The organism is Pseudomonas sp. PDM31 (genome assembly GCF_019218965.1).
Lineage (GTDB): Bacteria > Pseudomonadota > Gammaproteobacteria > Pseudomonadales > Pseudomonadaceae > Aquipseudomonas.
Map to the genome: position 1 here is coordinate 43,358 of NZ_JAHUWS010000013.1, position 21,949 is coordinate 65,306.

Below are 21,949 nucleotides of genomic sequence, written 5' to 3' on the forward strand. Positions count from 1 at the left end.
GTTTTTGCAGTATGGTTAGCCACCTGAGCTGGATAAACCCGGTAAAACTTCAATCATTTTTAAGCTGGGCTTGATAATGGATCTGTTCCAGGCAATGACCGTTTACGTCAAAGTCGTGGAGGCCGGTAGCATGACGGCCGCCGCCCTGCAGTGCGAAATGTCCACGACCATGGTCGGCAATCACCTCAAGGCCCTGGAGCAGCGCCTGGGTGTGCGCCTGCTCAACCGCACCACCCGGCGCCAGCGCCTGACAGAATTCGGTACCGCGTATTATCAGCGTTGCCTTGAAGTGTTGGGCCTGGTGGCGGATTCCGAACGCTTGGCGGAACAGGCCCTCGACGAACCCAGTGGCACCCTGCGCATCACCGCGCCGCTGACGTTCGGCACCGAACGCCTGGCACCGGCCTTGAGCGAGTTCAGCCTGCACAACCCGCGGGTGAAACTCGATGTCGTGCTCACCAACCGGCGCCCGGACCTGCTGGATAACGGCTTCGACGTGGCGTTCCGCCTTGGTGCGCTTGAGCCTTCCAGCCTGATCGCCCGGCCACTGGTCGACTACACCCTGACCATGTGCGCAGCCCCGCAATACCTGGCACGCCGCGGGGTACCGGAGCACCCTGCCGACCTGCAACACCACGATTGCCTGTCCTTCGCGTATCCGGCCGGAGACGACTGGCAATCGGTGGAAAAGCAATGGCGTCTGAGCGGACCTGAAGGCGACGTCGCCGTTGCGGTCAGTGGCCCGATGCTGATCAATAGTTCGGCAGCCATGCATCAGGCGGCGCGCACCGGCATGGGCATCGTGATGATGCCCGATGCCCTGGTCGAGCAAGACCTCAAGGACGGAAACCTGCAGGCTTTGATGCCGGATTACCAGCCGCTCAGCCGGCCGATGCACCTGGTATACGCTCAGGATCGCTACCGTTTGCCGAAATTGCGTCGTTTCGTCGACTTCGCCATGCAGTTGTGGGGCAGACACTAGCGGGCCGAATGCGCCTTGCACTAATCTGCCAGCCGATAGGTCAGCAATATCCACAAAGCAAGGAGCGCAGAGATGGGTGAGACATCAAATAACGAGCCGCTGAAGTTCGACATGGCAGATCTGAACGACGGCATGCTGCATACCATCATGGAGCTGATCAGCGACGGTATCTGGGACTGGAACGCCAACACCGGTTTGGTGTATCGCACCGCCCGCTGGTACGAGATGCTTGGCTACACACCGCATTCGCTGGACAACAATGTATTGACCTGGGAAAACGTCATCCATCCCGATGACTACCCTCGGGTCATGGCTGTGTTTGATGATTACCTGAACCGGCGCACCAGTGAGTACCAGGCCGAGTATCGCTGCCGTATGCAGGACGGCAGTTACCTGTGGATCGAAGACCGTGGCCACATTCTGGCGCGCAACCCCGACGGTTCAGTGGCGCGGATGATCGGCGCACACCGCAGCATCGAGGACAAACGACGCCTGTTCAAAGCACTCGAGCAGCGCAATCACTCCCTCGAAACAATTATCGAAGAGCGCACCAGCGAGTTGTCCCGGGTCAACCTGCAGCTACAGTTGCAGCTCGAAGAGAATCGCAGGCTGGCGCAAACCGACACCTTGACCTCCATTGCCAATCGCTATCGCCTGGACCAAGTGCTGCCCCAGGCCTGCGAGCGCGCCGAGCGGTTCCGCGAGCCGTTGTCGCTGATCGCCATGGACATCGACGACTTCAAGACCATCAACGATCACTATGGCCACGCCCTGGGTGACGCCGCCTTGACCCATGTGGTCGAAAACGTGAAACGCTTCGTCCGCGACGGCGACTTGCTGGCGCGCTGGGGCGGCGACGAATTCATCCTGGTCTTGCCCGACACCGCACTGGCTGACGCCAAGTCTCTCGCCGGCAAGATCCGTGACGGCCTGGCGGAGCTGTTGCCCGTTGGCGACTTCAAGGTGACCATGAGTTTCGGGGTGGTCCAGCGCTTTGACGAGGAACAGCAGACCGGCCTGATGGCGCGGGCCGATCAGGCGCTGTATCGCTCGAAGATCTCGGGCAGGAATCTGATTTGCGAATGAGGGCCGCCCCTCACCTGTCCGCCTTCACCAGCACCGGCTGATCCTGATAGCGATCCGGGTACAGTTGCTTGAGCTGTGCGACCTTCGGCAGATCGTTGATCACGATGTACGGGTAGGTCGGGTGTTCGGTGAGAAAGTCCTGATGCTCTTCTTCGGCCGGGTAGAAACCGTTGAAGGTTTCCAGTTGGGTCGCAATCGGTTTGTCGAACGAACGGGCCGCATCGAGCTGGGTGATGTAGGCCTGCGCGACTCGCTGTTGCTCAGCGCTTTTGGTGAAAATGGCTGAGCGATACTGGGTGCCGCTGTCCGGGCCCTGACGGTTGAGTTCGGTCGGGTTGTGCGCCACCGAGAAGTAGATTTGCAGCAGGCTGCCGTAGCTGACCTGGTTGGGGTCGAAGGTCACTTCGACCGACTCCGCATGGCCGGTGTCACCGCCGCTGACGCGCTCGTACTGCGCGGTATCGGCCGCACCGCCGGCATAGCCGGAGACCGCGCTCTTCACCCCTTTGACATGCTGGAACACCCCTTGCACACCCCAGAAGCATCCACCGGCGAAAATCGCGGTTTCGCTGCGGGCCTGGGTGATTTCGTCGAGAGTCGGCGGTGGAATGATGACGGCCTCTTCAGCCCCACCCAGAGAGAACGCCCAGCACTGACTGATAATGCCGGCAGCCGCCAGCCCCAGCAATGTGCGACGCCATGTGAGCAAGATTTTCATGGGGCATGACTCCTGAAGAGTTGAATGGCCAGAGGGTGGCTACCGACAAAAAACCGGATGAAAAAATCAGATGGTCGAGGGTTCGAACTTCATCGCCAGGCCGTTCATGCAATAGCGCAAGCCGGTGGGTTTGGGACCGTCATCGAAGACATGGCCCAGGTGCCCGCCACAGCGCCGGCAGTGCACTTCTTCACGCACCATCCCAAAGGCGCGGTCCTGGCGGGTTGCCACGGCCCTTTCCAGCGGCGCCCAGAAACTCGGCCAACCGGTACGGCTGTCGAATTTTGTCGCCGAGGAAAACAGCGGGAGATCGCAACCGGCACAAGCGAACGTCCCGTCACGGTGTTCATTGTTCAGCGGGCTGCTGTAGGCGCGTTCGGTGCCTTCTTCACGGAGGATTTCGTATTGCTCGTCGCTCAGGATGCTGCGCCATTCGCTGTCGCTGTGGCTCACTTCGAACACCTCTTGCGCGCCGGCCTCGCTGATCAGCGCCGAGCTTTTGGCAAATTGGGGCAATACACCGATCGCCAGGGCTGCAACCCCCATCCCGCCGCTCGCCACTAGAAATTGCCGTCGTGAAAACATGTTTGCCTCCAAGAATCCCACGGGGTGTTTCATGGAGCCAAGACTAGCCTTGGGGTGATCGCCAAATCCTCACGGGAAGTTAAACAATTCGTGATAACTCGGGACCGGAAAAACCCGCACAATGCATCTGCCCCACTGTGGGTAGTATTTCGCACAATGGTGCATCGCGCCGAAGGATTGAGCTGGATGGAACAGACCAAACGAGTCCTCGTGGTCGAGGACGACCTGCACATCGCCGACCTGATCTGCCTGCACCTGCGTGACGAACAGTTCGAAGTGATACACAGCGCCGATGGCAACGAAGGTATGCGCCTGCTGCAGCAAGGTAACTGGGATGCATTGATCCTCGACCTGATGCTGCCAGGTGTCGATGGCCTGGAAATCTGCCGGCGTGCCCGGGCCATGGCGCGCTACACGCCGATCATCATCACCAGTGCGCGCTCCAGCGAGGTGCACCGTATTCTCGGCCTCGAACTGGGTGCCGACGATTACCTGGCCAAGCCGTTCTCCATGCTCGAACTGGTGGCACGGGTCAAAGCCCTGTTGCGCCGGGTCGACGCCATGGCGCGCAACCTTAAGATGGACGCCGGCGGCCTGATCATCGACGGCCTGGCCATTGACCCGATCACCCGCGAAGTGTCCCTCGCCGGTCGTCGTCTCGACCTGACGCCACGGGAGTTCGACCTGCTGTACTTTTTCGCCCGCCAGCCCGGCAAGGTGTTTTCGCGCATGGACCTGCTCAATGCCGTCTGGGGCTACAGCCACGAAGGCTACGAGCACACGGTCAACACCCACATCAACCGCCTGCGCGCCAAGATCGAGACCGACCCGGCACAACCGGTGCGCATTCTCACGGTCTGGGGCCGCGGCTACAAATTCGCCACCGGTGAGGAGCCACGACCATGAGGCTGACCCTGACGCAACGCCTGTCCCTGGTGTTCGCCGCGCTGCTGCTGGTGTGTTGCGGTACCTCGGCGTGGATGCAGGTGCGCTCCAACCAGATGCATGAACAGGAAGTGGTGCAAGGGTTGTCCCGGGACCTGGCGCAACACATCGCCAACGACACCGTTCTGATGAACACCCAGGGCCTGATGCCCGATGCTGTGCGCGATCTGTTCAGTCAACTGATGCTGGTCAACCCGAGTGTCGAGGTGTACCTGCTCGACAACCAGGGCAAGATTGTCGGCAGCGCCGCGCCTGAAGGCCGGATACAGCGCGAGCAGGTCGACCTGGCACCGATCCAGCGCCTGCTCAGGGGCGAAGCCCTGCCGATTCCCGGCGACGATCCGCGCAGCGTCGATGCGCACAAGGTGTTCAGCGCCGCGCCGTTGAAGGTCGATGGCAAGCAGGTCGGTTATCTGTATGTGGTGTTGCTCGGCGAAGATCACGATCGCCTGGCCGCGCGTGGTGCGACCAGCGCGGCACTCAATACCGCATTGCTGTCCATCGCACTGGTCGCGCTGCTGTGCCTGATTGCCGGTCTTGCCGCGTTTGCCCTGATCACCCGGCCATTGCGCCGCCTGACCGAAACCGTCAGCCGGTTCGACATCGATGGCGTCCCGGCCTCTGCGACCCTGCCCATCCCTGCGGAAATAACTGCCGGGCACGATGAGATTTCCATACTCGATGCCACTTTCCGGCAGATGCAGGCACGCCTCGGCGAGCAATGGCGCACCCTGACCCGCCAGGACCAGGAGCGTCGCGAACTGGTGGCAAACATCTCCCACGACCTGCGCACACCGCTGGCCTCCCTGCACGGTTATCTGGAAACCCTTTCGCTCAAGGACGCCACACTGTCCCCTGCCGACCGCCGTCGCTATCTGGGCATTGCCCTGGATCAAAGCCGCAAGGTCGGGGGGCTGGCGCAGTCGCTGCTGGAGCTGGTGCGCCTGGAGCACGGTTTCGTGCAACCGGTGCTGGAACGCTTTTCCCTGACGGATCTGACGCAGGATATTTTTCAGAAATTCGAGCTCACCGCCGAAGCCCGCCAGGTGGAACTCAAAGCCAGCTTCGCAGCCAATGTGTCGGTGGCCTGTGCCGACCTGGGGCTGATCGAACGAGTGCTGACCAACCTGTTCGACAACGCCCTGCGCCATACCCCTACGGGCGGAGAAGTTGAACTGAGCTTGCGTGCGCAGGGATCTTTTGTCGAAGTGACCGTCAGCGACACCGGCCCCGGCATCGCCCCCGAACTGCGCGAAGGTCTGTTCCTGCGGCCATTCAACATTGGTGGTGCGCGGCGCGATGGCGGGCTGGGGCTGCGGATCGTGCACCGAATCCTGCAACTGCACGGGCGCGAGATTCAGTTGATCGATGTGCCGGGACGGGGGGCGACGTTGCGGTTTTCGTTACCGATCGATGAGCAAACGGCCACTTCATTGGCGCAGCGGTCGATGAACCTCAATGTACCGAATCAGGTGTGAGGACCGCGCTACCTGCATCGCGAGCAGGCTCGCTCCCACAAGGTTCATGTGTCGCTCACAACATCCGTGGCAAATCAGATCAACTGTAGGAGCGAGCAGGCTCGCGATGGACTCAGGGGCACCGCGCTCATCCAGAATGAACGCATTATCGTTAACCTCCATCGCGAGCAGGGTCACCCCCACAGAAAGGCAAAAATATGACCAGCCACCTGTTGATCCGTGACAACGCCGCCCCGGTCCAATAGATTAGGCGACCTGAAAAGGCCCCCGTGCTTTCTCGCCTCAATTCAAGTTACAGAAGTAGTGAAATTTCAATGTCCGATTCCAACACCGCTGAATCCGTAGTCACCTTGTCGTCCAAAGCGGAATACGAAAACTCCATCAATCTTTCACAGCACGTGCCCCAGGCCAAGACCATCAGCGAGATGGTGCTGGACGCTTTCCAGTCCACTCGCGAAAGCGACCAGATTCGCGAGCTGCGCGCCGCCATTCGCCAGGCTCATGACAGCTTCGACGACGATAAGGCCTACGAACTGATGGGCCAGCTCAAGCAACTCAAAGACGCCGAAGCCGCCGACATCGCAGCTCTGGAAGACCTGAGCAGCAAGTTCCCGATCAGCCGCATCCTTTCCAGTTTCAAGGACGACCCGGCGTTTCAGGAGATCGTCTACGGCCTGGCCCTGAAGGTGCTCAACCAGACACACCAGGCCATCAGCAACCCTGGCAGCAGCAAAAGCAAAGCCGCACGGGCCAAGAAAGAAGTCGAAGTGTTCACCATCAGCAAGGACGGCGTGAGCGTCACCTTGCCGTTGCGCACCCCGCGCTCGCGCTTGAACGTCGACCGTGAAGCCCTGGAGTTCCTCGGCTTTACCTTCGTTGGCGAAGGCGAAGAAGCGGAACTGGACGGCGAGACGTTCCTGGACAACTCCGGAGCTGAACTGGCGGTCAACCGCAAGAACATCATCACCGCCCTGCAACAGCAGACCGCGTTTGCTGGCTACGCCATCGCCGCGCAATAGTCCAAAGCGCGATAAATTCTGGTGAAGCTCATCTGTGACAAGGGGGCTCATCTGTGGCAGAGGGCTTGCCTGTGGCGAGGGGGATGGCCTGTGGCGACGGGGCTTGTCGGACCGCCGCACCGCCCCGTTGGGCCGCGAAGCGGCCCCCCAAAACCTGCCACCGAGGCGTATCAGATACACCGCGTGTAATGGTCTTGCGGCTGCTCCGCAGCCGAACGGGGCGGTGCGGCGGTCCGACAAGCCCCCTCACCACAAGGTGTGTGCCCCGCTTGAGTGAACAGCATGACGCCCCAGTGCGGGGCGTTTTATTGCCCGCAAATTCAGGCCGTCCTTGTTCAGGAGACCGATGGACGCAATGCCGCGATCATGTCCACCTCAATCGCGGCGTTCTTCGGTAACTGATAAACACCAACCGTCGTTCGCGTGTGTTTGCCCGCCTCACCCAGAACATGGCTGAATACATCCGACGCACCATTGGCCACTTCGCTCAGGTCGACAAAATCCGCTGTCGACTTCACATACACCGTCACCCGAATCAGCGATTTGATTTTGTCCAGTGAACCGATCGCATCGACGATCAGCGCCAGCCCACGCAGCGCACTGATGCCGGCTGCCGCTTGCGCATCGGTCAGGGTCAGATCCAGCCCGACCCGGCCAGGGTAGTGAATTTTGCCGTTCATGCGCGGCACCAGACCACTGATATAGAGTTCGTCGTGGTGACGGATCAGCGGTGCGTAATGCCCGCCGACGGTGTTTTCGCCGTAGATGTCGTAACCGAATTCCTTGGCCAGGGCGATGAAGCGTTCATCGCAGGTCATGTTCCCAATCATTTAGCCAGTCCTCTTGATCAGTACTGCAAAAAATTCTCGCCCTTGCCCGTTCAACACACAGCTGCGCCAATACACAGCAGCGTGAAGCTCAGGGAGCGGCGGCCAAGCACCCATAAAGCTGATGGCAACAAGAATAACAAGGGCTGATAGCCCTGGGCCAGAACGCTGTTGGTGGCCGCGTCGAGCCAGACATTGGCCTTGTCAAACTCCGCAAACGGCGACACCGCCTTGCCATCCCAAACACTGCACCAACAAAAAGCCCCGCGCTTCTCTCGAAGGCGGGGCTTTTCAATTGTTCGATGGTTTGATCAAACGACTGCCAGTCGATCAACCATATCCGGAAATTTCTCCACCAACCTGATCAACAAGGCGGCCTGAGCATTTGGCTTCGACTTTTGCTGTTCCCAGTTTCTCAGGGTGCTGGGGCTGGTGCGAATTCGCTTGGCGAAAACGGCTTGGGACATGTGCAACTTTTCCCGTAGTGCAACGATTTCCTGCGCCCCCACCTCAGGAGCCGGAATGTCCTCCACGGTCGTGTTGCGCAACGTAATCTTGCCTTCGCGTTGAGCCGCCATCTCATCAACGCCCTGCATCAACTCTGCAAACAGGTCGCGTTTTTTCATGGGGTACCTCGTTTTTTCAACTCTGTTTCTATGGCTTTCTTGAGCACCTTCTCTTGGTCGGCGGTCAAATTCTCAAGCTCATCTTTGTCATAAATTGCAAACATCCAGAACTGGCCATCATTCATAAGCCAATAATAGATAACCCGCAAGCCACCTCGCCTGCCTTTTCCTCGACGCTCATCGGCCCAGCGGAGTTTTCGAAAGCCTCCCGTGCGAGGCATCACAGCGCCCGCCAGGGGATTGAGCTGCATGCGGGTTTGCAGCGCACGATACTCATCGTCCGTCAGATAATTGCCAACGGTGGCAGTAAAGGATGTGGTTTCGAAGAATACGGTTCGCATCGCCTAACTATACGCAATATGCTTATAGTCAGGCAACCGACGAGTCATCTTCCTGACAAACCCTGCTAACGACCTCGACCTGCTAAAAAGCATTGTCTCGTCCTGAAACAGGTGTAAACCTTATTCAGGACGAGACACATCCAAACAAAAAGCCCCGCGCTTCTCTCGAAGGCGGGGCTTTTCGGTGCAGCATCTGAATCTTAAGGCGCGTACGTCAGCAACAGCTCTGCCGGCACCTTGAAGTCCAGGGACATCATCACGCTCAACGCGGTAATGGTGAAGATCGAGAACACGAACAGCTTGCGTGCCCAGACCGTGTCATCCACTGCCTTGTAGCCGGTCCAGGCCATGTACAGCCAGTACATGCCCATGGCGGCGGCGACGGCGAGGTAGCTCATGCCGGCGTAGCCGCTGAAGGTCAGCATCAAGGTCGCCACGAGGAACGCCAGGATGTAGAGCAGGATGTGCTTCTTGGCCACCTTGATTCCGCGCTTGACTGGCAGCACCGGAATCGATGCGGCCAGGTAATCGTTGAAGCGGAAGATCGCGATGGCGTAGGAGTGCGGCATCTGCCACAGGCTGAACATCACCAGCAGGGTCAGCGCGGCCATGTCGAAGGTATTGCTTACCGCGACGTAGCCGATCACCGGCGGCATGGCGCCCGACAGACTGCCCACCAGCGTGCCGTGAACCGACTTGCGCTTGAGGTACAGGCTGTAGAAGCCGACGTAGATCACGAAGCCGATGACTGCGAACAGCGCGGCCAACGGGTTGGCCACTTTGTACAACAACACAACGCCGGCGACACCCAGGACAGTCGCGTAGATCAGGGCCAGCTTCAGGGAGATCAAGCCCTGGACCAGCACCCGGTTCTTGGTGCGCTCCATCTTCAGGTCGATGTCGCGGTCGATGCAGTTGTTGAACACGCAACCGGAGGCGACTACCAGGGACGTGCCGATCATGGCGGCCAGGAAGATGGCCAGATCGACATGCCCTTTGGAGGCCAGGAAAAATCCGCCTGCCACAGAAAGCACGTTACCGAAAATGATCCCCGGTTTGGTGATTTGGATAAAGTGCTTGAGGGACATGCGGACTTACCTCACTTCGCCATCATGAACGTGTGGATGCTGAACATGATCCACAACGACAGGCCAACCAGCAGGACGATCACAATGGCTGTGAAGACGAACGCAATCACGTTGTTACGCTGAGCCATGGAACGGTCCAGGTGCAGGAAGTAATACAGGTGAACGACCACCTGGATTACCGCGAACAGCAGAACGATTGCCAGCGTCATGGTCTTCGGCAGGCTTGGATACATCACCAGGCCAAACGGGATGACGGTCAGGATCACCGACAGGATGAAGCCGATGGCGTAAGACTTTACGCTGCCGTGGCCAGCATCATGGCTGTCATGGGAGTGTGCATTAGCCATTACAGGGTCCCCATCAGGTAGACAACGGTGAAGACGCAGATCCAGACCACGTCCAGGAAGTGCCAGAACAGGCTCAGGCAGCTCAGGCGAGTCTTGTTGGTCGACGTCAGGCCATGTTTGTTGACCTGGTACATCATGATGCCCATCCAGATCAGACCCGCGGACACGTGCAGACCGTGAGTACCGACCAGGGTGAAGAACGCGGACAGGAAGCCGGAACGGCTAGGGCCGTAGCCTTCGGAGATCAGCAGGTGGAACTCGTTGATCTCCATGCCGATAAAGCCTGCGCCAAGCAGGAAGGTCATGCCCAGCCAGCCCAGCACTGCCTTCTTGTTACCCTTGTACAACGCCAGCATGGCGAAGCCGTAGGTGATCGAACTGAACAGCAGCAGAGCGGTTTCGCCCAGTACGTATGGCAGTTCGAAGATGTCGTGGCCCGACGGGCCACCCGCTACGTTGTTAACCAGTACCGCGTACGCTGCGAAGATCGACGCAAACAGAATGCAGTCGGTCATCAGGTAGAGCCAGAAGCCGAATACGGTCATCTCGCCCGAGTCGTGGTGATGGTCATCATGCCCATGTCCATCGACATGGGTGTGTCCAGCATTGGTCACTAAGTTCGACATGGTTTAAGCCTGTTCCAACGAGGTTTCAACACGGGTGGCAGTGGCTGGGACTTTCCCGGCTGCTACCAGACGCTTGTGCTGCTCGGCTTCGATGCGCTCGATCACGTCGACCGGCACCATATAGCCTTGATCATCACGGGCCGCGTGGATCACGAAGTAGATCACGGTGCCGGCCAGGCTAGCGATTGCCAGCCACCAGATGTGCCAGATCATCGCGAAGCCGAACACGGTCAACAGTGCGCCCATGACCACACCGGTCGCGGTGTTGTTTGGCATGTGGATCGGCTGGTACTTGGCCGGGGCCTTGTACGCAGTGCCGTTTTCCTTGGCTTCGGTGAACGGGTCGACAACGTCGGCTTTTGGCAGCACGGCGAAGTTGTAGAACGGAGGTGGCGAAGAGGTCGACCATTCCAGAGTGTGAGCATTCCACGGGTCACCGTGTTCGCACATGTTCTCTGGCTTCTTGCGGTCACGCACACTTACGTAGAGCTGGATCAGCTGGCAAGCGATACCCACGGCGATCATCACCGCACCGAACATGGCGACGTACAGGTACGGCACCCACTCAGGGTTGGTGGTGGCGTTCAGGCGACGGGTCATGCCCATGAAGCCCAGAGCGTAGAGCGGCATGAACGCGACGAAGAAGCCGCTGATCCAGAACCAGAACGCTGCCTTGCCCCAACCTTCGTGCAGCTTGAAGCCGAACGCTTTCGGGAAGTAGAACGCGAAGCCTGCGATGTAGCCGAATACTGCGCCGCCGATGATCACGTTGTGGAAGTGCGCGATCACGAACAGGCTGTTGTGCAGTACGAAGTCGGCACCCGGGATGGCCAGCAGTACGCCGGTCATGCCGCCAATGGCGAAGGTCACCATGAAGCCCAGGGTCCACAGCACCTGGCTGGTGAAACGCAGACGGCCCTGGTAGATGGTGAACAGCCAGTTGAACAGTTTCACACCCGTCGGGATGGAAATCAGCATCGTCGCCAGACCGAAGAAGGCGTTGACGCTGGCACCCGAACCCATGGTGAAGAAGTGGTGCAGCCAGACCATGAAGCCCAGGATCGAGATCGCGCCCGATGCGTAGACCATCGAATGGTGGCCGAACAGTTTCTTGCCGGTGAAGGTCGAGATGACTTCAGAGAAGATACCGAACGCTGGCAGGATCAGGATGTACACCTCAGGGTGACCCCATGCCCAGAACAGGTTCACGTACATCATCGGATTGCCACCAAGTTCGTTGGTGAAAATGTGGAAATCCATGTAACGGTCAAGCGTCAGCAGTGCCAGGGTAGCGGTCAGGATCGGGAACGAAGCCACGATCAGGACGTTGGCCCAGGTGCAGGTCCAGGTGAAGATCGGCATGTCCATCAGCTTCATGCCAGGGGTACGCATTTTCAGCACGGTGGCCAGGAAGTTGACCCCCGTCAGCGTTGTCCCCAGACCCGATAGCTGTAGCGCCCAGATGTAGTAGTCCATCCCCACGCCAGGGCTGTATTGCAGACCCGACAGCGGTGGATAGGCAACCCAGCCGGTCTTGGCGAATTCGCCGACGCCCAGGGACAGGTTGATCAGCACCACGCCGGAAACCAGCAGCCAGAAGCTCAGGGAGTTCAGGAACGGGTAGGCAACGTCACGCGCGCCGATCTGCAGCGGCACTGCAAGGTTCATCAGGCCGGTGAAGAATGGCATCGCCATGAAGATGATCATGATCACACCGTGGGCGGTGAAGATCTGGTCATAGTGTTCAGGTGGCAGGTAGCCAGGCGAACCCTCGGTGGCCATGGCCAACTGGGTACGCATCATGATGGCGTCGGCAAAACCGCGCAGCAGCATGACCATGGCGACGATGATGTACATCACGCCGATTTTCTTGTGGTCGACCGACGTCAGCCACTCGGTCCACAGGTAGGTCCACTTCTTGAAATAAGTGATACCTGCAAACAGTGCCAGACCACCCAGCGCGATCATGGCGATGGTCACCATCACGATCGGCTCGTGGAACGGGACCGCTTCCCAACTTAATTTACCAAACATCGTTTACTCCTCTGCCCCGGCAGCTGAATGCGAATCCATGTCCGTAGCGGCCACTTCTTTCTCTTTCTTCTCGTGCTTCACTTTCGGACCTGGTTTCATGCCTTCGTACTTGTCGACGATGGTCTGGAACAGGTTCGGTGTGACCGAGGAGTAGAGCTCGACTGGGTTGTTCTGGCTCTGCTTGGCAAGGGCTGCGTATTCAGCTTGTTCAAGCTGTTTAGGTGCCTTTTTGACTTCACTGACCCAGGCGTCGAAATCTTCCTGGGAAGTTGCGATCGCTTTGAATTTCATACCGGTGAAACCGGCGCCGCTGTAGTTGGCGGAGATGCCGTCCATTTCAGCGTTTTCGTTGGCGATCAGGTGCAGCTTGGTCTGCATGCCCGCCATCGCGTAGATCTGGCCACCCAGAGCAGGGATGAAGAACGAGTTCATCACGGCGTCGGAAGTGATCTTGAAGTTGATCGGGGTGTGCGCCGGGAACACGATCTTGTTGACCGTGGCGATGCCTTGTTCCGGGTAGATGAACAGCCACTTCCAGTCCAGCGCGACCACTTCGATGGTCACAGGCTTGACGTCGGATTCCAGTGGCTTGTACGGGTCAAGGGCGTGGGTCGACTTGTAGGTGACGTAACCCAGGGCAATGATGATCAGTACCGGAACAGCCCACACCGCGATCTCGATCTTGGTGGAGTGGTTCCATTTCGGCGTGTAGGTAGCGCTGGTGTTGGACGCGCGATATTTCCAGGCGAACAGGAAGGTCATGACAATGACCGGAACCACGACCAACAGCATCAGCAGCGTTGCGGTGATGATCAGGTTTCGCTCGTCCAGACCAACCTGGCCCTTGGGATTGAGCAAGGTCATGTTGCAGCCTGACAGCAGCAACGTGCCGATCAGCGGCAATAAGCCTAGTAGTCTGGGGTACCTGTTTTTACTCATCTCACGACCTCTAAAGCAGCTTGCGCAATGCAGTTGGGTTTTGATCGCCAACACTTCACCCTGCCAAGGGTTGGCATTTTTCTTGGATTGAATAAGGGCCTGCCCGTCGTGGCGTCAGACGCGTTTCGACAAATCCTGGGCCTGCGTTGAGTTCTTATTCGAATTCGTGGTCAAAGGCCTTGTTACAGACCAATTCCATTTGGTGCGGGTAGTTGGCGGCACCGACACCGGGGGTCGCGTGAAGCTCTCGACACCCTGTCCCGCTCAGTACCTGATCAAGGATTGAGCAGTGCCGGGAATTCAGTGCGGGCGATTGTAGATATGTAGCGTTTTATAAACCATGTCTCATCCCGAAATAATTTTTATCCGAAGCGGCAACAATCATTCGCCGATCTCGTAAAAGTCGCGCATCTTATCGAAATAAATTCTCAACAAAAACACCAAAATAAGTAGGTCTACCCCCGGCATTTCAGACAGTATCGACGCAACTTCCATTGCCCTCGACCTTGCCGTAAGCCCGATATGACAAGGGCTCTGGCCATTCGCCAGACCTTGTTAAAACTGCCTGTTCCAGCTGTACGTGGTGGAAGTCGGCAACGGCCGGAACAGGCTGATTGGGTGATTCGATCACCTGCCGATCCGGCTTCCCGAAATGACCTGCGACCTTTTCGCTGTGACAACGTGTCGCACACGTGTCGCACCCCTGACTGTCACGCATCACGGTCTTTTTACCGGGCATGTGAAATGCAAAAACGCCCCGCTCCTCTCATCAAGGACCGGGGCGTTTTTTTGTCCGACAATGGCTGCCGGCAGATGAACTCAGCGCAGCGCTTTACGGTTACGCGAGGTCAGTAGCGGCACCAGAATCACGATCAGCACGAAGGCCAACAGTGCCCACTGCGCCAGCGACAAACCGAGGATGGGTGGATAGGGCGTGGAGCAGAAGCCGTCGACCTGGAAGCCCAGCGGGAAGATCTTCGCCAGCGGCAGGCCGTCGACTATCGGTTGCAGCACATCGATGCCACAACTGATCGCCGGATAGAACTGCGTATAAACGTGATGCCCGGCCACTGCGACACCCGCCAGAGCGCAAATCACCACCAGGGTTTCAAAAATCGTGATGCTGCGGCGCGAACGCATGGCGGCGCCGACGAAGGCAAAAATGGCGATCAGCAGCAATGCGTACCGTTGCAGGATGCACAGCGGGCAAGGCGCCTCGCCCAGCACAATCTGCATGTACAACGCGCCACCGATCAGTGCCAGGCAAATGATGCCCAGCAACACCAGATAGCGTCGTTCACGCCCCAACCGCATGGTTTCCTCGCTCATCGCGTTTCCCTTCAAGATATCGATTGCCCGCCAGTCTACACGCTGGCCATGACCTTTGAGAGCCTGGAGCGTGTCGGGGGATTTGGGGGAATAGACGATAAGCGGGTTAAGAAGGGATTAACTTTCAAAGGTTTTTCACAAGTTGAAAACGCGGTGCGGCATTCGCGAGCAAGCCCGCTCCCACATTGGATTGAGGCCGGACACAAAACTTTGTGTTCACCGCGATCAGTGTGGGAGCGGGCTTGCTCGCGAAGCTGGCGACTCGAACCCCGAGTCACCTCGCTACTTACTCCAGCGCCGAAGCCGGCCCGAAGAACTCGTAACGGCTCTGTTTCTCCGGCACACCCAAGGCCTTGAGGTGGCGCTTGATCGCGCCCATGAAGCCCTTCGGCCCGAGGAAGTACGCATCCACATCGCGCTCTTGCGGCAACCATTCGTTCAACTGTTGCTGGCTCAGCAATCCAACCTTGTGCGCCGCCGGGCTCACACCGTCATCCTCGGCATAGCAATAGAAGCGCTTGAGTTGCGGATGACGCTCGGCCAGCCCGTCGATCCAGTCGCGGAACGCATGAACGCTGCCGTTGCGCGCGCAGTGAATGAAATGCACTGGACGCTCGGTTTGCAATGCCGCTTCGAGCATCGCCAGGGTTGGCGTGATGCCGACTCCGCCGCTGATCAATACCAGGGGTTTGTCGCTGGCAGTCAGGACAAACTCACCCGATGGCGGAAACAACTGGATGCTCGCACCGACCGGCAACTGATCGTGCAGATAGTTGGAGGCGCGGCCACCGCTTTCGCGCTTGACGCTGATGCGGTACTGGCCTTTGCTCGCCAAGGCCGACAGTGAATAGTTACGACGGATTTCCTCTCCATCGAGGAACAGTTTCATGCCGATGTACTGGCCCGGTTCAGCAGCGAGAATCGGTCCTTTGTCAGCCGGCTCGAAGTAGAACGAGGTGATTTCCGCGCTTTCCTCGACCTTGGCTGCAACGATGAAATCCCGCGCTCCACGCCAGCCGCCGGGTGCCTGCGCTTTCTGGTCGTAAATGCTGCCTTCGGCACCGATCAGAATGTCGGCCAGTTGACCGTAAGCTGCACCCCAGGCTGCAATCACTTGCGGCGTGGCAATTTCATCGCCCAGCACTTCGGCGATTGCACGCAGCAGGCAGCTGCCGACAATCGGGTAATGCTCCGGCTGGATCTGCAGGGCCACGTGCTTGTTGATGATCTTGGCCACCAGATCACCCAGTTGATCGAGCTGATCGATGTGGCGCGCATACATCAGCACGCCGTTGGCCAGGGCGCGCGGCTGATCACCGCTAACCTGATGGGCCTGATTGAACAATGGGCGCACTTCAGGGTATTCGGAGAGCATCATGCGGTAAAAGTGCGTGATCAACGCTTCGCCACCGCTTTCCAGCAGCGGGACAGTGGATTTGACGATGGCACGGTCTTGGGCGCTCAGCATAAAGTGACTCCAGGTTTCTTGATTGCTAACTGATTGCCCTATACTTATCAGCTTCCGTGCCAACTATTTTATTGTTTAAAATCAAAAGCTTAGTATCAACATAGTCATTTAGACACAGACTGCTTTATAGTCATACCGACTACATGGAGTCACTATGACTGCAAAATCCCTGCTGACCGCACTGCTGCCCCTGGTCTCTGACCTGTCCCGTGAACTCCCCGAAGGCGAGCGCTATCGCCGCTTGCTCGAAGCCATGCGCGCCCTGCTGCCGTGCGATGCTGCCGCGCTGCTGCGTCTCGATGGCGAATGGCTGGTGCCGCTGGCCGTCGATGGCTTGAGCACCGACACCCTCGGCCGGCGCTTCAAGATCAGCGAACATCCGCGTTTCAAGGCACTGCTCGACAGCCCCGGCCCAACCCGATTCGCCGCCGACAGCGAGTTGCCCGACCCTTATGACGGCCTGGTCGATGGCCTGGATGATCACCTGGAAGTCCACGACTGCATGGGTTGCCCACTGTTTATCGACGAGCGTCCATGGGGCCTGCTGACCCTCGATGCCCTCGACCCGGAGCGCTTCGAACCGATCGAACTGGACGCTCTGCAAGCCTTCGCCAGCCTCGCCGCCGCCACGGTCAACGCCGCCGAGCGCATCGAGCGTCTGGCCAATCGCGCCGAAGACGAACACCAGCGCGCCGAGGTGTACCGTCAGGCCAGTGGCCAACAGAGCCGCGAGATGATCGGCCAGAGCAAGGCCCACAAACGGCTGGTGGAAGAAATCAATCTGGTCGGCGGCAGCGATCTGACCGTGCTGATCACCGGGGAAACCGGGGTGGGCAAGGAGTTGGTGGCCCAGGCCATTCACGCCGCCTCGGCCCGCGCCGACAAACCGATCATCAGCCTCAACTGTGCCGCGCTGCCGGACACTCTGGTGGAGAGCGAGCTGTTCGGCCATGTGCGCGGTGCCTTTACCGGGGCGATGAACGACCGGCGCGGCAAGTTCGAACTGGCCAATGGCGGCACGCTGTTTCTCGATGAAGTCGGCGAATTGTCATTGACCGTGCAGGCCAAGCTGTTGCGCGTGCTGCAAAGCGGCCAACTGCAGCGACTGGGTTCGGACAAGGAGCATCAGGTCGACGTCCGCCTGATCGCGGCAACTAACCGCGACCTGGCCGAGGAAGTGCGCAGCGGCCGTTATCGTGCCGACTTTTATCACCGCCTCAGCGTCTACCCGTTGCTGGTGCCGGCGCTGCGCGATCGCGGGCGTGACGTGTTGCTGCTCAGCGGGTATTTCCTGGAGCAGAATCGTTCGCGCATGGGCCTCAACAGTCTGCGCCTGGGTAGTGATGCGCAAAACGCACTGCTTGCCTATGACTGGCCGGGCAATGTTCGCGAACTGGAACACCTGATCGGCCGCAGCGCCCTCAAAGCGCTGGGTAACTGTAAGGAGAGACCAAAGATTCTAAGCCTGAGCGCCGCGGATCTGGACTTGCCCAATGGCAGCGTTGAAGTCACCGCACAGCAGCTTGCAGCGCCTGCGATGACGCTGGTAACGGGAGACTTGCGCGAGGCCACCGAGAACTATCAACGCCAAGTGATCGCCGCGTGCCTGGAACGGCATCACAACAACTGGGCTAGTGCCGCGCGTGAACTAGGCCTGGATCGCGCGAACCTGGGGCGCATGGCCAAGCGCTTGGGGATGAAATGAATCCCCCTGTGGCAAGAGGGCATGCTGTGGAATGGGGGTTGCTGTGGAACGGGGCTTGCTGGGAATTGGGGCTTTCTGTGGCGAGGGGGCTTGCCCCCGTTCGACCGCGAAGCGGTCGCAAAGGCTGGGGAGCGCTTCGCACTCCGACGGGGGCAAGCCCCCTCGCCACAGAAGGCTCCCTGACCACAGAAGGCGTCGTGACCACAGCGAGCGCCCTCACAACAGAAAGCCCCATTGCCACAGGTAGACTGATTGCATTAAAGCCTGCCCCCAACAAGTCGATAACCCGGCATCGATAGCCGTTGGCCATCCCGGGATTGCCCGCCACCTTTCTCAACAGAAGGTTCATATGACCGCCACCAAAGCCCGCGCAGACTCACTGTCGCTTCTGCTGTTTACCTTGCGCAGCGGCAAGCTGATGGCGATCAACCTGCTCAAGGTCAGTGAAATCATTCCCTGCCCGCCGCTGACCAAGTTGCCGGAGTCGCATCCTCACGTCAAAGGCATCGCCACCCTGCGCGGGGCCTCGCTGTCGGTGATCGACCTCAGCCGCGCCATTGGTGAGCGCCCGCTGGAGGACCCGAACGGCGGTTGCCTGATCGTCACCGATGTCAGTCGCTCCAAGCAGGGGCTGCATGTTCAGGCAGTCAGCAAGATCATCCATTGCCTGACTACCGACATCCGTCCGCCCCCCTTCGGTTCCGGCGGCCTGCGTTCGTACATCACCGGTGTGACCTCGGTCGATGGCAACCTGGTGCAAGTGCTGGATATCGAAAAAGTCATTCACGGCATCGCCCCGGTGCAGATCGAGATGGCACCCACCGAACTGAGCATGGAGGACGCCGAGACGCTCGGCAGTGCGCGGATTCTGGTAGTCGATGACAGCCAGGTCGCACTGCAACAGTCGGTGCACACCCTGCGCAACCTCGGCCTGCAATGTCATACCGCCCGCAGCGCCAAGGAAGCCATCGACTGCCTGCTGGACCTGCAAGGCACCGCCAATCAGATCAACCTGATTGTCTCGGACATTGAAATGTCGGAAATGGACGGATACGCCTTTACCCGTACCCTGCGTGAAACTCCGGACTTCGCACACCTCTATGTGTTGCTGCACACCTCCCTCGACAGCGCGATGAACGCAGAGAAAGCGCGCGTGGCCGGGGCGAATGCGGTACTGACCAAGTTTTCTTCACCCGAGTTGACCCAGTGCCTGATCACCGCAGCCAAGGCCGTTGCCGAGCAAGGTTATTGAGTCTTGGCCGGAGAATTTTGCTGGCTGATGCGGCGCGACCTTACTGACGTCGTGCCGCAAGCCATCTGGCCAGCCGGCGTGCAGTTGACTCAATATCACCCTGCCCTCGCCGCTGCCGTGCACCAACTGATGGAGCTCGGCCATGGGCAAGGTGGTGGTCGCGTTCCGGCGCCGGACGCCTGGCAACAGCGGTTCGAAACCGACCCCGAATACGACCCGTCCCTGTGTTTCATTGCTCTGGACGCCGAGGGCGTGGTTGCCGTGTGCCAGTGCTGGACCAGCGCGTATATCTACAATCTGGTGGTGCATCCGCGGGCTCAACGACAAGGTTTGGGCCGCGCGTTGCTGCTACAGGCGTTCAAGACGTTTCAACAACGCCGGGAGGGTTTCGTGGATTTGAAGGTGCTGGAAGACAATCAACGGGCGCAGCGATTGTATGAAAGTGTCGGGATGCGCGTGGTTCGCCGGGAGGCGGTGCCGGTCTGACACATCGCCTTCGCGATCAGGCTCGCCATGACGGCCTTACAGATACCGTCCCACCATCAGGCATACTCACCCCTTGGACCGCACCTGCCCAAGGACTCCTGAACCATGAAAGCAGCAACCCTGAGCCTGCTCTGCATCGCCGCCCTCGCCCATCAGGCCAGCGCCTCCAGCCTTGACGCCTGGGCCGCCTACGACAAGACAGTACTGGCCAGTTGCACCAAAGCCAGCGGCCTGAAGAATGCCAACCCCGTCGGCAACCCTGCGCAGTTCGATGATCGCGTCGGTTATACCGCGCTGCTGCTCCAGGGCCAGTACCCGCAAAAACACATGAAAGGCGCGCAAGGTACCGAGCTGTGCCTGTACAGCAAAAAGAGCAAAACCGCGTATGTCACCGAATGGGACTCCATCCGGCCAACTGTCACGACTCAGTGAATGGCGCAAAAACGTGCTTCTGAGGGCGACACTTGCGGCGGGGGTCTGTCGCCGCTTCAGCCCTCAGGATGCGACTGACTATTCAATGAATAGCAACATTCAATTCGCCGCTACAGCCAGGCATTCCACTTCAACCTGCGCGCCCAGCACAAGTTTACCGGCAAAGGTTGTACGAGCGGGCAAACGCTCTGGCGGGAAATAGCTGCGATAAATCGCGTTCATCGCAGGAAAGTCCTTCATGTCGGCAAGGATCACCGAGCACTTTGCGACCTGATCCATGGACGAACCATGACTTTGCAGCGCTGTGCGCAAATTTTCCATAGCCTGCCTTGTCTGCGGACCAATGCCTCCGCTCACCAGTTCACCATCGTCCCCCAAGCCGATCACACCGGAGAGATATAAGGTCTGGCCGACCTGCACCGCATTGGAAAATGGCAGACCTTCCTCATTAGGAAAGTAGCGGGGGGCTTGTGCCACTGGCGGTGGCAGGTACTGTTGGGTAATGGCCTGTAACTGGCCACTTTGCTTGAGACGCTCAAGCGCTGCATTCAACTTGTCACGCAATGGCGTATCGGTCTTGCGCACAGCCATGGCCACACCACTGCCCAATAAAGGATCCGTGAGTGCTGGACCTGCAAAAACGAACCCTGTGCCTTCAGGCTTGCTTAACAAGGCATGGGTAATTTCAATCGAGTCTTGAAGCGTCGCGTCCAACTCACCGGCCTGCAGGCTGGCGATCAACTGTTCGTTGAGATTGAAGCTGCGCACCAGTACTCCCGCGTCCGCCCATCGGGCTTTGGCGAATGCCTCGCGACTGGTGCCGGCCAACACACCCACGCGCTTACCCTTGAGCGATCGGACGTCAGGTTGCAGATTCGAACCTTTGGCAGCGACAAGGCGGCTGCTCAGGGGGTACAGGTTTTCCGTAAAGTCGACACGCTCGCGCCTTAGCGACGTCGCCGTCATCGGCATGATTACGTCAAAACGGCCGTTTTCCAGGGCAGCGATGTTGGTGGAGTAATCCTGATCGATCCAGACACAGCGAGAATTGAGTTCTACGCATAGTGCATTGCCCAACTCGATATTCAGCCCTACCAGCGCTCCACTCTCGTTGCGGCTTTCGAACGGAGGAACCAGAGGCTCGACGCCGAACCGGATCTGCGGCTCGACCACAGAAGAAGCACAACCAGTAGTCAGGGCCGCCAGCGAGAGCAGGGAAAAAAACTTGAATGGACGCATGAGGGACCTTCGTCAAAGATTCGTGGACCTGAATCTTTGACGAGAGACCAGCGACGCTCCCATCGGGCGAATCGCCAATTGCTGTAGGAGAGGTCTCTGCCGTCAGCGCTTGCCCATCGAACGACGAGTCCCGGGAGGTGCCATCCCCGGAGTCTTGGTGTGGCCGTTCTTGGCGCCGTTCTTGTACCACGGCTGGTTGGAGTTCTTGGCCGCTGCCAGCTCGCCGGGCTTGAACGGGAACTTGAACGCCGGGATCGCAGCCTCGGTTTCGCTGTCTGCGCTGGAGTCGACGCTGTCTGGCAGCTCTGCCTGGGCGACGCTGGATGCGTCGGCTACCGGCGGTTGTTTCGGGGATGTCATGAAAGCTCCGGGTGGTGCATAAATGTCGGGCCCGATC

23 protein-coding genes are annotated in these 21,949 nt (G+C 59.0%); 9 read left to right on the forward strand and 14 right to left on the reverse strand.

Going from position 1 to position 21,949, the window contains the following annotated elements; genetic code table 11:
• Positions 1 to 76: 76 nt before the first annotated feature.
• Positions 77 to 982, forward strand: coding sequence for a LysR family transcriptional regulator (locus tag KW839_RS22725; RefSeq protein WP_218425580.1), 906 nt, complete (start codon positions 77 to 79; stop codon positions 980 to 982).
• Between the two features lie 72 nt (positions 983 to 1,054).
• Entirely contained in the window at positions 1,055 to 2,068 is a 1,014-nt protein-coding gene (locus KW839_RS22730; RefSeq protein ID WP_218425581.1) for a sensor domain-containing diguanylate cyclase, read from the forward strand.
• A gap of 10 nt (positions 2,069 to 2,078) precedes the next feature.
• On the opposite strand, the gene msrA is transcribed toward KW839_RS22730, so the two are convergent.
• Both msrA and msrB read right to left on the reverse strand, forming a co-directional pair.
• Positions 2,079 to 2,786, reverse strand: coding sequence for a peptide-methionine (S)-S-oxide reductase MsrA (gene msrA, locus KW839_RS22735; protein ID WP_218425582.1), 708 nt, complete (start codon positions 2,784 to 2,786; stop codon positions 2,079 to 2,081).
• Positions 2,787 to 2,852: 66 nt separating this feature from the next.
• Positions 2,853 to 3,371, reverse strand: a complete 519-nt coding sequence (gene msrB / locus KW839_RS22740; protein ID WP_218425583.1) for a peptide-methionine (R)-S-oxide reductase MsrB — start codon at positions 3,369 to 3,371, stop codon at positions 2,853 to 2,855.
• A 186-nt stretch (positions 3,372 to 3,557) separates the two neighbouring features.
• On the opposite strand from msrB, the gene KW839_RS22745 reads away from it, so the two are divergent.
• The 3 genes from KW839_RS22745 to KW839_RS22755 all read left to right on the forward strand — a co-directional run bounded on the left by KW839_RS22745 (position 3,558) and on the right by KW839_RS22755 (position 6,813).
• Entirely contained in the window at positions 3,558 to 4,277 is a 720-nt protein-coding gene (locus KW839_RS22745) for a response regulator transcription factor (protein WP_060543055.1), read from the forward strand.
• Complete coding sequence (locus KW839_RS22750) at positions 4,274 to 5,794, forward strand: HAMP domain-containing sensor histidine kinase (protein ID WP_218425584.1); 1,521 nt, start codon at positions 4,274 to 4,276, stop codon at positions 5,792 to 5,794. The genes KW839_RS22745 and KW839_RS22750 overlap by 4 nt, the downstream gene beginning before the upstream one ends.
• A 314-nt stretch (positions 5,795 to 6,108) precedes the next feature.
• Complete coding sequence (locus tag KW839_RS22755) at positions 6,109 to 6,813, forward strand: hypothetical protein (RefSeq protein WP_218425585.1); 705 nt, start codon at positions 6,109 to 6,111, stop codon at positions 6,811 to 6,813.
• A gap of 335 nt (positions 6,814 to 7,148) precedes the next feature.
• On the opposite strand, the gene KW839_RS22760 is transcribed toward KW839_RS22755, so the two are convergent.
• The 10 genes from KW839_RS22760 to hmpA all read right to left on the reverse strand — a co-directional run bounded on the left by KW839_RS22760 (position 7,149) and on the right by hmpA (position 16,438).
• Positions 7,149 to 7,643, reverse strand: a complete 495-nt coding sequence (locus KW839_RS22760) for a RidA family protein (RefSeq protein WP_060543052.1) — start codon at positions 7,641 to 7,643, stop codon at positions 7,149 to 7,151.
• Positions 7,644 to 7,951: 308 nt separating this feature from the next.
• Complete coding sequence (locus KW839_RS22765) at positions 7,952 to 8,266, reverse strand: DNA-binding transcriptional regulator (RefSeq protein ID WP_060543051.1); 315 nt, start codon at positions 8,264 to 8,266, stop codon at positions 7,952 to 7,954.
• Positions 8,263 to 8,607: a toxin gene (locus KW839_RS22770; protein ID WP_218425586.1), complete on the reverse strand. Its 345-nt coding sequence runs from the start codon at positions 8,605 to 8,607 to the stop codon at positions 8,263 to 8,265. The genes KW839_RS22765 and KW839_RS22770 overlap by 4 nt, the downstream gene beginning before the upstream one ends.
• Positions 8,608 to 8,807: 200 nt before the next feature.
• Positions 8,808 to 9,695, reverse strand: a complete 888-nt coding sequence (gene cyoE, locus KW839_RS22775; RefSeq protein WP_060543049.1) for a heme o synthase — start codon at positions 9,693 to 9,695, stop codon at positions 8,808 to 8,810.
• Positions 9,696 to 9,706: 11 nt separating this feature from the next.
• Positions 9,707 to 10,042, reverse strand: coding sequence for a cytochrome o ubiquinol oxidase subunit IV (gene cyoD, locus KW839_RS22780; RefSeq protein ID WP_060543048.1), 336 nt, complete (start codon positions 10,040 to 10,042; stop codon positions 9,707 to 9,709).
• On the reverse strand, positions 10,042 to 10,668 hold the full coding sequence (locus KW839_RS22785) for a cytochrome o ubiquinol oxidase subunit III (RefSeq protein WP_060543047.1): 627 nt from the start codon (positions 10,666 to 10,668) through the stop codon (positions 10,042 to 10,044). The genes cyoD and KW839_RS22785 overlap by 1 nt, the downstream gene beginning before the upstream one ends.
• Positions 10,669 to 10,671: 3 nt before the next feature.
• The gene (gene cyoB / locus KW839_RS22790; RefSeq protein WP_060543046.1) at positions 10,672 to 12,702 is read right to left on the reverse strand and encodes a cytochrome o ubiquinol oxidase subunit I; all 2,031 of its coding nucleotides are present in this window, start codon (positions 12,700 to 12,702) and stop codon (positions 10,672 to 10,674) included.
• A gap of 3 nt (positions 12,703 to 12,705) precedes the next feature.
• Positions 12,706 to 13,641 (reverse strand): ubiquinol oxidase subunit II, encoded by a 936-nt coding sequence (gene cyoA / locus KW839_RS22795; RefSeq protein ID WP_060543045.1) that lies wholly within the window; start codon positions 13,639 to 13,641, stop codon positions 12,706 to 12,708.
• An 819-nt stretch (positions 13,642 to 14,460) separates the two neighbouring features.
• Positions 14,461 to 14,970: a disulfide bond formation protein B gene (locus tag KW839_RS22800; protein WP_060543043.1), complete on the reverse strand. Its 510-nt coding sequence runs from the start codon at positions 14,968 to 14,970 to the stop codon at positions 14,461 to 14,463.
• A gap of 286 nt (positions 14,971 to 15,256) precedes the next feature.
• Positions 15,257 to 16,438 carry an NO-inducible flavohemoprotein gene (gene hmpA, locus KW839_RS22805; RefSeq protein WP_218425587.1) on the reverse strand — a complete coding sequence of 394 codons (1,182 nt, stop codon included), beginning with the start codon at positions 16,436 to 16,438 and terminating at the stop codon, positions 15,257 to 15,259.
• Positions 16,439 to 16,592: 154 nt separating this feature from the next.
• On the opposite strand from hmpA, the gene norR reads away from it, so the two are divergent.
• The 4 genes from norR (at position 16,593) to KW839_RS22825 (ending at position 20,313) form a co-directional block, all read left to right on the forward strand.
• Positions 16,593 to 18,143: a nitric oxide reductase transcriptional regulator NorR gene (gene norR / locus KW839_RS22810; protein ID WP_218425588.1), complete on the forward strand. Its 1,551-nt coding sequence runs from the start codon at positions 16,593 to 16,595 to the stop codon at positions 18,141 to 18,143.
• A 349-nt stretch (positions 18,144 to 18,492) separates the two neighbouring features.
• On the forward strand, positions 18,493 to 19,395 hold the full coding sequence (locus KW839_RS22815) for a chemotaxis protein CheV (RefSeq protein ID WP_060543040.1): 903 nt from the start codon (positions 18,493 to 18,495) through the stop codon (positions 19,393 to 19,395).
• Positions 19,396 to 19,422: 27 nt separating this feature from the next.
• Positions 19,423 to 19,881 carry an N-acetyltransferase gene (locus KW839_RS22820; protein WP_218425589.1) on the forward strand — a complete coding sequence of 153 codons (459 nt, stop codon included), beginning with the start codon at positions 19,423 to 19,425 and terminating at the stop codon, positions 19,879 to 19,881.
• A gap of 105 nt (positions 19,882 to 19,986) precedes the next feature.
• Positions 19,987 to 20,313, forward strand: coding sequence for a hypothetical protein (locus KW839_RS22825; RefSeq protein WP_218425590.1), 327 nt, complete (start codon positions 19,987 to 19,989; stop codon positions 20,311 to 20,313).
• Positions 20,314 to 20,412: 99 nt separating this feature from the next.
• Here the strand turns inward: KW839_RS22825 and KW839_RS22830 are convergent, their stop codons facing one another.
• Positions 20,413 to 21,552, reverse strand: a complete 1,140-nt coding sequence (locus KW839_RS22830; protein ID WP_218425591.1) for a transporter substrate-binding domain-containing protein — start codon at positions 21,550 to 21,552, stop codon at positions 20,413 to 20,415.
• Positions 21,553 to 21,654: 102 nt separating this feature from the next.
• Positions 21,655 to 21,912: a hypothetical protein gene (locus tag KW839_RS22835; protein ID WP_060543037.1), complete on the reverse strand. Its 258-nt coding sequence runs from the start codon at positions 21,910 to 21,912 to the stop codon at positions 21,655 to 21,657.
• Between the last annotated feature and the right edge of the window lie 37 nt (positions 21,913 to 21,949).